The sequence below is a fragment of the Peptostreptococcus faecalis genome, from assembly GCF_900240845.1.
Taxonomy (GTDB): Bacteria; Bacillota; Clostridia; order Peptostreptococcales; family Peptostreptococcaceae; genus Peptostreptococcus; species Peptostreptococcus faecalis.
This window is the reverse complement of the sequence record NZ_OERU01000018.1, coordinates 1-9614: the sequence shown is the minus strand read 5'-3', so window position 1 is coordinate 9614 and position 9614 is coordinate 1. Positions and strand designations below refer to the sequence as shown.

Genomic DNA, 9614 nt, shown 5'->3' with positions numbered 1-9614 from the left:
ATTATTATTCTAAAATCATATTGCTTTCCTTTAAATAATTTTTTCATGATTGCGTACCCTCCATTTATATGAATTATACAAATATTATATCGTAAAATTAGGATAATTTAAACTTTGCAACACAACCATATTATCTACATCATTTTCATCCTTTAAAATATTTACTTTTAGTTCTTATGCTCTTTTTTCATGATGTTCATCGATTAATTTTTTCACCCCATTAATCAAGTATTTGAAATTAAAATTATAGTTTCTGAAGACAATAATTTTCCCTTTTTTAGATTTTGATCTGTAATACTTTGAATTTTATTGTTTGAAACGAGATTTTCAAATTCACGTCGTGAAAGATTAAGCTTAGTGCGTAAAACAGAAGATATTTTTAGTGGTAATATATATTGACTTTTAATTTTTATGATTACCGAATTTTCTAAGGATGTATCTTCTCCAATAATATTATAAGCAGGCATTTTGATTTCTACTCCATTTTTATGCAAAATGGAAATATTCATTGCATATTGCAAGGCTAGAAATGCATCATTGTTGTGGAATCGTTCAAGCAAATCAACTCCCAGACTCTGTGGAGAAACTCGAGAATAAATGCTGCTATTCCAAGTTGTATTGCATTGAACACATTTATAAATCAACCAAACATCTAGTACTTTTTGCTGTGCATTTATCCGAAACTCCCCAGAACAAACATATTCTCTTTTCTTTCCACATTTTTTACAGTACCGTAATATAGCAGGCGGTGTACAATATTCTACATTCCAAATAATAGTAGTTATTTCTTTGCTATTAATCATAAAAGGTGGCCTCCCTTCCATTAAAAGTATTTTTAAATACTTTTAATTATAGAAAGAAAATCACCTTGTTAACTTCTGAATTCTTGCTTTTATTAAATTGGAATACATAAATCCATATCAACTCTGTGATTGTCTCTGTCAATATGATGGTAAATATTTAATCCATATCGTTTCCCCATTATATAACCACTTTTAGGTAACCAAATATTAAAAACACCTTGTAATGTTTCAAAAATATTTTTTATTTCTCCACTAAAATGATAAACAATCCATTTACCACCACTGATTTTCATTACATTATCTAAATCACAATTTTGGTCTATTGTCATACAAATATCGCAAATACATTGTGATGAATTGGTAATTGCTGGATCATTAAAAAAACGCTCTAATAAGATTGTTTTTTCATTAGTAAAAGATGAGTACTTATCTAAAAATTTATACCAATGCTTTTCGATATCCGAATAACTTCCAATGAAGCGTTCATATATTACAAAAAAGTCATCGAATTCTTGAACTTCTATGTGAGTTGCATATTCTTCTGCTGTTTTAAAATTAATAGTGAGTTCCGGCGTAAATGGAACAGGCATACTATAGGTTGGTATTGATTTTTTAAACTTAGTTGGAGAAATATCAAAATGATTTTTAAATACAGAGCTATAGTTTGAGGAGCTATATCCATAATCTAAACCAATGTCTGAAATTGCTCTAGTAGGATTTAATTTCATATCTATTGCACTTTGATCTATCCTACATCGTTTAATAAAAGAATATACACTTTCACCTGTTTCTTCTTTAAAGATGCGGCTAAAATAGTATTTAGATATATATAATTTTGAAGATATAATATCAAGCGATAGTTCTTCATCTAAATGTTGCATGATATAATCAATACTTTTATTGATTAATTGTTTTCTATCCATAAATCTAAATTCACCTACCTAAATATATATCTTATGATTGTGTATTCTCCATTTATATGGATTATAGTAATATTATATCTCAAAATTAGAGAATTTTAAAATTTGCAACACAACCATTATTCACTTCAAATGTATATTTTTTATTTTCTTTATTGTATTTCATATATAATTCCTCTCAAAAAATTGTATTAAAAACTATTTAGTATTGCTGTTTGTTTATTTTCCAAATCAACATCATCTTTTTTTACGTGATTTTCTATTGTGGTAATTGATTCTAATGCTAATTTACTAATCCCATATACATGATTTCCATTAGAAAGTACTTTAGATATAAATGTATTAGATAATATAGTTGGCGTACTTTTTTTTCCTATTATATTGAGCAATTTTTTTGATACATATTCGCTTATCGAATTTTCATCCATACTTAAAAAATCATTGTATTTATCTTCATTATTTAATGTAGAGCAATATTGACTTATAACTAATTGTAGTTCTGCTTTTAATGGTAAGTCTATCATTTTTTTATTTTTATAAATACTTAATTTATATACACCTTCATCAAACTTGAAATTATTATTTTTTAAATTTGAAATATACTTTCGGCTTAATCCTGTGAAAATAAATAGACCTAATAGTAATCTATCTTTTAAATCATTTTCTTTACTTATTATAAATTTTTTTAATTTCAAATAGTCATTATCATTTAAAGTTTCCTTAGGTTTTCTTATCGTTTTTGGTTTTTTTACTTGACTAATGATTTCACTAGTTATTCGCTTTTCGTAGGTATATTGAAAAAATCGCTTTAATGCATTATATACATTATCTTTTTGTGAATCACTACACTCCAATCTTTCTAAATACATATTTATATCATAATATGTTAATGTATTTAATGGTTTTGATTCATTTTCTTCTAAAGACATATACTCTTCAAAGAAACGTCTAATTCTACTTCTATAAAATTCACTACTAACTTTCTTAACACCAAAACTCTCTATTGCTGTTTCTATAATTTTTTCTGCTTCTGAAAAATATTTATACATAAGAATTCTCCCTCTATATTATTTTTTATTCTATAATATAATTCGTTTAATTTTTATAAAACACTGCTTTTATCTAATAAATCATTAACGTTTTTATCAATTATATAATAGTATATATGTCAATTTTCACTATACATATTAATTACGAGCTTGAAACAAGCTAATCTATGGTACTTTAGATAGTATGTTTTTTTACTTACACGAAAAATTGAAGTTGCATTTCAAAACCCTTTCAAAATTCTTTCAAAACCCTTATTAGTATCTTGATTATGGTTTGAGTTGGTTTTATGGTTTTGATCTTTTCTTTTTTTTACTCTCTAACTATATAATAATAACTCTCGTAAAACCTAACACAAAAAATAAATAAGTATATAATAGGATTATCACGTTAATTAAAAACGTGAGTGATAATCCAAAAAATTATATAGTTATTTGTTTTATTTTAAATATATATATATACTCCTCTTTATTTACTTAGTGTCATTTAATAATATATAGAACTATGATAAACTATTATTAGTCAATTAGTCCTTTTTCATAAACACTATATATATAGTATTTTCGCTAAAGTCCTAATTTTCTGAATTTTAATAGCAATTCAATGGATTTAGGAGGTAAATTGATACCATGAAAAAAGCGTTTATAAGCGATATTATTAATAATGCAATCATATCTAAAAAAGATGGAAGTGAAGAAAATATGTTCGATGCATGGAAGAATTCTGGCTTGAACTTACTAATTAGAGCTGATACTGGAGCAGATAAAACTTACTTCATAACTAATAGTTTGGCGAAGGATGAAAAAGTATTCTATATTTGCAATAGAAGTGTCCTTAAAAATCAGATAAAGAAAGATACATCTGACAAAAATATTATTGTAAAGACATATCAAGAAATAGCTAGTTCAATTAAAGAAAATAATGAGGATTATAATAGCGAAGATATATTAAAATTAACTGATGACATAAAACAAAGTAAATATCTTGTTCTTGATGAAGTTCACTATTTTACTTCTGATTACTCGTTTAACGAATATGTACATCTATCATTTTTTTACTTGTTTAACCATCTTAATAAAAAACAAAAAATTCTCTTATCAGCAACACCTGAAGTGTTTCTTAAATTGCATAGGGAAGGAGATAGTAAGTATGATCTTCGCATATATGAATGGAATCTTGATAAGAAACTTAAAAGAAATTATGATAATTATAATTTTTATGAATGTCAGTCATCTCAAGCAATCGCAGAAGTATTAATAGAAAAAATTATTAATAATGAAAAATCATTAGTTTTTGTTACATCTAAAGAGCAGTATATAAACATAAGAAAATATATATTTAATAGTATTGATAGTGAATTTGTTAATAAAGATATTATTGATATCATAAAGAAAAAAGGTGTAAGCTTAGATGAAATAAATAAAAAAATTGAGAATGAAAGTAATAGATTTAAACTAAAAGAGATTGAGAAAGAAAAAGAAAAAAGCATTTTTAAGTTTATTGATAGCTTATCTATTTTTATTGATAGAAAACAAATAGATAAATATTTTGCAATAAAAAAAGAAATTCGAGATTTATATAGTGAGGTTAAGGATTTAAATTATAAGTATAAATCTAATAACTTAGACTTTTTTGAATGGCAAGAGCTTATAAAAAAAGAAAAATCATTGGATAGATTTGAAAAAAAACACACTGAAAATAAAAATACTATAAATACCTATAATGAAATTATAGAAAATAGTAGATTTGACCAAGAAATCTTATTTTCAACAAAAATACTTGATAATGGTATAAATGTACGGCAATCTAATAAACCTAATGATATTCCTATAAAAAATATTTTTATTTTAGAAAACGATATTATAACATTAAGACAAGAAATAGGTAGAATAAGAATAGATGAAACAGAAAATGTTAATATATACATACTGAAAAAAACAGCTTTCAATTATGAGAATATTATTGAAAAGTTTCAAGAAATAGAGGAAACATATAAATCTTATGATAATAACACTGTAGAAAGACATACTAAAAAATTACACGAACCTTATTTTTATGTGGATGATAAGTATACCATTTTGCCAAATGAATATGTTAAAAATGTGTGTAAGGCAGAGCTAGAGTATCTTAAAGAACATCATGGTTATATTGAAAGTAAAGGTTCTCTAGCAAAACATATTTCTAATTATTTTTATGACAGAGATTTAATAGATAGTATTGGAAAAACAACTAAAATAGAACTTAATAAAGAAAATACTAAGAATATATTAAAAGATATTATTTTTAGTGAAAAAGAAAAAGCTGATATTATAAATCAACTTGAAAAATGGGCAAAAGACTATGAAGAAAAAGGTACAACTGTTTATGCAAAAGGTAAAAAATGTACTTTTCAAGGAACTTTTAAAAAAATGTTAAAACTAAACACTTTAACTTGTAAATATAGTAATGATAATATAAATTTTATTTTAGAGAATAATAATATTAAATACAATATCAAAAAAGATCCTAATGCAAGCTATCGAAGAGAAATTGTTACAAGAATATAGTGATATAAGTATACAAAGAACTGGTTATAATATAGCTTTTTTAAAAAAATAATAACTAAAGAAAGGATTCTATATGGATATAAAAAAACAATTAGAATTTAAAAAATACATATATGATTTATTAAAAGAAGATGAAACTTTAGTTGAATTTTCTGTTGCTGGAAATCAAAAATCTATATATGTAGGCATAACCAATAACCAAAGTGAATACATTTGTTTTAGAATAAGTGATCATAAAACAACTCAATATTATTCTAACAGAACATTTTATAGTGAAAAAAGTAAAAAACATATAAAAAATGAAATAAGAGATTATATTAATAAAACACAATGGTATAAATGTATATACGAGGATATGTATACTTTAAATTGCATTAAATATATGGAATATAGAAATTTAAATTTATTTTTAGATGTAAATAACCCATTATTCATAGGAACGAATAATGGACTCTTATTTTATCAAGAAGTAAAATATTCAGATGGAATAGTTGAAAAAAACAATGTTTCTAAATCAATGGAAAAAAGTTTAAGAAAGCTGTATTCAACTGGAATAATATCAGAACATAATGCTGATAATTCAATATATATTACAGCTGTGGGATATGCTATTTACGATTATTTTTTCAAAAACTTTATGAATGACTTAATTACTGACTTTGATCTAATTAATTGGAGATTTTTAGAAATAGAAAAAAGATAATTTCATACTTCTCAAAAAGTAAACTAAAGTATACTATATTTAACTTTTTAAGATATCGTTTTCTTGTGTGTAAATCAAGGTTGAATACAAGCTATATATACAACGGTTTTATCCGTTATATTACAATGTATATATCTGCTTTTTATTAAAATACTTTTACTTTCAGTAAATCAAACTCTATACTTCATTTTACTTTAATGGTATACTTGTTATATGGTTAAGACTAAATAAATTGTATAAGAGGTGATTACTTGAAAAGTCAGTTTATCGGTTATGCTAGAGTTTCTAGTATAGATCAAAACTTAGATAGGCAGATAGAAGCACTACAAGAAAAATATGATTTAGATAAAATATATACTGAAAAGGTATCTGGTAAGGATAAGAATAGGATAGAGCTAACGAATATGCTAAACTACGTTAGAGATGGCGATACAGTGGTTATATTGGACTTCAGTAGGCTTGCTAGAAGCTTAAAGGACTTATTAGATATAATAGATGTATTAAACTCTAAAAAGGTTAATTTAATTAGTATTAAAGAAAATATAGATACAAGTACTCATACTGGAAAATTAATGCTAACTATGATAGGTGCAATCAATGAATTTGAACGTGCAAATATAAAAGAACGTCAAGCAGAAGGAATTGCAATAGCTAAAGAAAAAGGTAAGTATAAAAAAGAAGGTCGACAAATAAAAGGCAACTTTATAGATTTATATAATCAATACATGAATAGAAAGATTACAAAAAAAGAATTTGCTAATTTATATGAAATATCAAGACCAACACTTGATAAACTAATTAAAAAGTATGAACAAGAACAAAACAAGGAGATGTAGCTACATCTCCTTTGCTTATACCAATATATAGGGGGGTACTTATCTTGATTCATTAATAATTTGAGTTAAAAATATTGGTAGGTTACTTCACGTATACAAGGCAGAAAATTTTTAGTGTAATAAGTTAAAAATAGGTACTAAACACATATAAAATTGAAACTTTTTACGTATTTTATATACTTAATTACAACCATTGAAAACACTAGTGTATGAGCCTCTATTTTTTGCGAGTATTACCCGTTAAAATGAATTTATAAAATTTCAACCAATTATTTTATACATAACATACAATTGAAATAAATTGGTGGAGTATGTCTTTTTTTTAACTTTGCATCACAATCTATTTATCTAGTATTGGGATTCCAATAGGTCTTATTTTAGGAATTAAAAATATACCTATAGGATTATTTATTGGATTCGCTTTTGTTACTATAATGAATATGCTATCGATTAAAAAAGATAAAAAGTAACATGGACGTAAAATAATTCACAGGATACATGCCGTACACATTAAAAACTATGAACTATTTAAATAAAAAGCAATGGAGTTTCAAATTGAAACTAACAACAAAAGAAAAAAGAAATTGAATGAACATAGGCTATAAATAAAAGTTAAAGATATGTGGAACAAGATGATGGAAAGTGCTTATAATCAAATATTGACTGGTAAATATTGACTGGTGCAGGAAATAAGAAAACTATTAAATCTTATATTGAGAATAATAATGTTGTTGAATTTTTTGATGAAGCTATGGGAGAACTTAATTTTGGAGAAGATTAAATAAAGAAAAGACTGAAAAGCACAGTAAATAGTATAATCAGTCTTTTTAAATATTGAATTCAAATATTAATCTTTTTTTAGTCGAATCATCATACAATTTATTTATATGGTTTTCGATATCATCAAATATATCTTTTTTATAATAAGGTGTCGGAGTTGAAATATAAAATTTTTCATTTCTATTATACCAGTTTGTATTATATGCAAAAATAATAGTCATTATTTTTTTTTCATTGTCATATTCAGTTGCTCCTAAACTCGCTTTCGTAGAATAATTACCACTAAATAATTGTAGCTCTTTATCTAGATTAATATCATTCGTACGAAATTTAATTTCTATGATTTTTTTATCATCAAGGGCTGCATCTCGAATTTTATCTAAACTTTCAGATATTTTTTTTATCTTATCTTTATCGTTTATTTCTTTGGAAGATATTAATTCATAGTAGTATTTACCATTTCGAACTTCTGTATATTTTCCCACTATTGAATCTTTACTATAAGTAGGCTTGTTTAAATTTACATGTATAACTCTTACTACGGAAAATGATAAAAGTATTATGATTATTATTTTTGTAATATATTTTTTTTTCATAGCTAATCCTCTACCTTTTCATTTATTTTACCATCTGATATTTTTATTGTTTTATATGAAATATCTTTTATTAAATCTTTGTTATGTGTAGCTATTATAATTGTCTTTCCTTTTTTAGAAAGATTTAACATGGTTTCTTTAAATATTTTTTCAGATTTTTCATCTATACCATTTGTAGGCTCATCCAATAACAATAAATTTTGATCTTCCATAATTGCTTGTATTATCGCTAATTTTTGTTTCATTCCTAAAGAATATTTTTTTACCTTTAAATCTTTTTTATCATAAAGCTCAAATAGTTTTAAATATTCATTTATTTTATCTTGATCTATATTCTTTTTTATATCAGCTAAATATTTTAGATTTTCATATCCCGTATAATTTTGAATCCAATTTGTATTTTCTATTATTATTCCTATTGTTTCTGGTAATTCTTTATTAAAAAACAACCTTTTTCTATTAATAAATATTTTTCCATCTATACTTATTAATCCTCCAAGAGCCCTTAGTAGCATAGTTTTTCCAGATCCATTAATTCCTACTAATCCATATATCTTTCCTTTTTTTAAAGTCAAACTTATATTATTAAGAACTTTTTTATTTTTTATAGTTTTTGAAACATTTTCCAACTCAATATATTTTTTTTCCATCATATAAGTTCCTTCCTTTTTACTAAAGTATATCTGTATTGTTGTATTTCATATATAAAAATACAGATATAACAATTATTAAAAAAACATTACTCAATATATTTTTAATGACTGTATTGAAATATATAAAACTATTATTATATATAATCCAATAATTTTTTAACATAAATATTGGTATTAAAAAAAAATTCATAACATATATATCTAACCCTTCTTTGATATAATACGATATATACATATTTATTAAATTTGAAGTAAATATAATAATAAATAAGCTTATTATTATAAGATAATTATATTTACTTATATAAATATAATTATTCAATTTTGAGAATAATAAAAATATAAAAAAATGCACTAATACATATATAATTGAAAATACAAGCGAAAAAAGCAATACTTTTATATAATTATTTAATATTATTTTTTTTCTAATATATACTTTTTCATCAATATTAAATAACATAGGTTTAATATAACTAGAGGAGATTATAATAGCCAAAATATAAAACAAATATATATGTATATTTCTCACAAATGTATACAGTACGTCATAATTATCTAATATTTCAATACTCATTAATTCTGAGTATATGTTGTTTTTTCGGTTGTGTTGCAAAGTTTAAATTATCCTAATTTTACGATATAATATTTGTATAATTCATATAAATGGAGGGTACGCAATCATGAAAAAATTATTTAAAGGAAAGCAATATGATTTTAGAATAATAAT

Annotated in this window: 8 protein-coding genes; 3 read left to right on the top strand and 5 right to left on the bottom strand. The window is 23.7% G+C overall.

Going from position 1 to position 9614, the window contains the following annotated elements:
* Positions 1 to 224 precede the first annotated feature (224 nt).
* From C0982_RS10120 to C0982_RS10110, 3 genes are all read right to left on the bottom strand, one after another.
* Positions 225 to 803, bottom strand: a complete 579-nt coding sequence (locus C0982_RS10120) for a DUF1062 domain-containing protein (RefSeq protein ID WP_242961469.1) — start codon at positions 801 to 803, stop codon at positions 225 to 227.
* Positions 804 to 895: 92 nt separating this feature from the next.
* Positions 896 to 1726: an AraC family transcriptional regulator gene (locus C0982_RS10115; RefSeq protein WP_101772582.1), complete on the bottom strand. Its 831-nt coding sequence runs from the start codon at positions 1724 to 1726 to the stop codon at positions 896 to 898.
* A gap of 188 nt (positions 1727 to 1914) precedes the next feature.
* The gene (locus C0982_RS10110) at positions 1915 to 2772 is read right to left on the bottom strand and encodes a tyrosine-type recombinase/integrase (protein WP_101772581.1); all 858 of its coding nucleotides are present in this window, start codon (positions 2770 to 2772) and stop codon (positions 1915 to 1917) included.
* Between the two features lie 627 nt (positions 2773 to 3399).
* Between C0982_RS10110 and C0982_RS10105 the strand changes: the two genes are divergently transcribed.
* The 3 genes from C0982_RS10105 to C0982_RS10095 all read left to right on the top strand — a co-directional run bounded on the left by C0982_RS10105 (position 3400) and on the right by C0982_RS10095 (position 6855).
* A complete protein-coding gene (locus C0982_RS10105; protein WP_101772580.1) occupies positions 3400 to 5316 on the top strand; it encodes a DEAD/DEAH box helicase in 1917 nt (638 codons plus the stop codon).
* 73 nt (positions 5317 to 5389) lie between these two features.
* Positions 5390 to 6019: a hypothetical protein gene (locus tag C0982_RS10100; protein ID WP_101772579.1), complete on the top strand. Its 630-nt coding sequence runs from the start codon at positions 5390 to 5392 to the stop codon at positions 6017 to 6019.
* A gap of 251 nt (positions 6020 to 6270) precedes the next feature.
* Positions 6271 to 6855 carry a recombinase family protein gene (locus C0982_RS10095; protein ID WP_242961467.1) on the top strand — a complete coding sequence of 195 codons (585 nt, stop codon included), beginning with the start codon at positions 6271 to 6273 and terminating at the stop codon, positions 6853 to 6855.
* Positions 6856 to 7682: 827 nt separating this feature from the next.
* Here C0982_RS10095 and C0982_RS10090 read toward each other — a convergent pair.
* On the bottom strand, positions 7683 to 8231 hold the full coding sequence (locus tag C0982_RS10090) for a hypothetical protein (RefSeq protein ID WP_101772578.1): 549 nt from the start codon (positions 8229 to 8231) through the stop codon (positions 7683 to 7685).
* Between the two features lie 2 nt (positions 8232 to 8233).
* Complete coding sequence (locus tag C0982_RS10085; protein WP_242961465.1) at positions 8234 to 8884, bottom strand: ABC transporter ATP-binding protein; 651 nt, start codon at positions 8882 to 8884, stop codon at positions 8234 to 8236.
* Between the last annotated feature and the right edge of the window lie 730 nt (positions 8885 to 9614).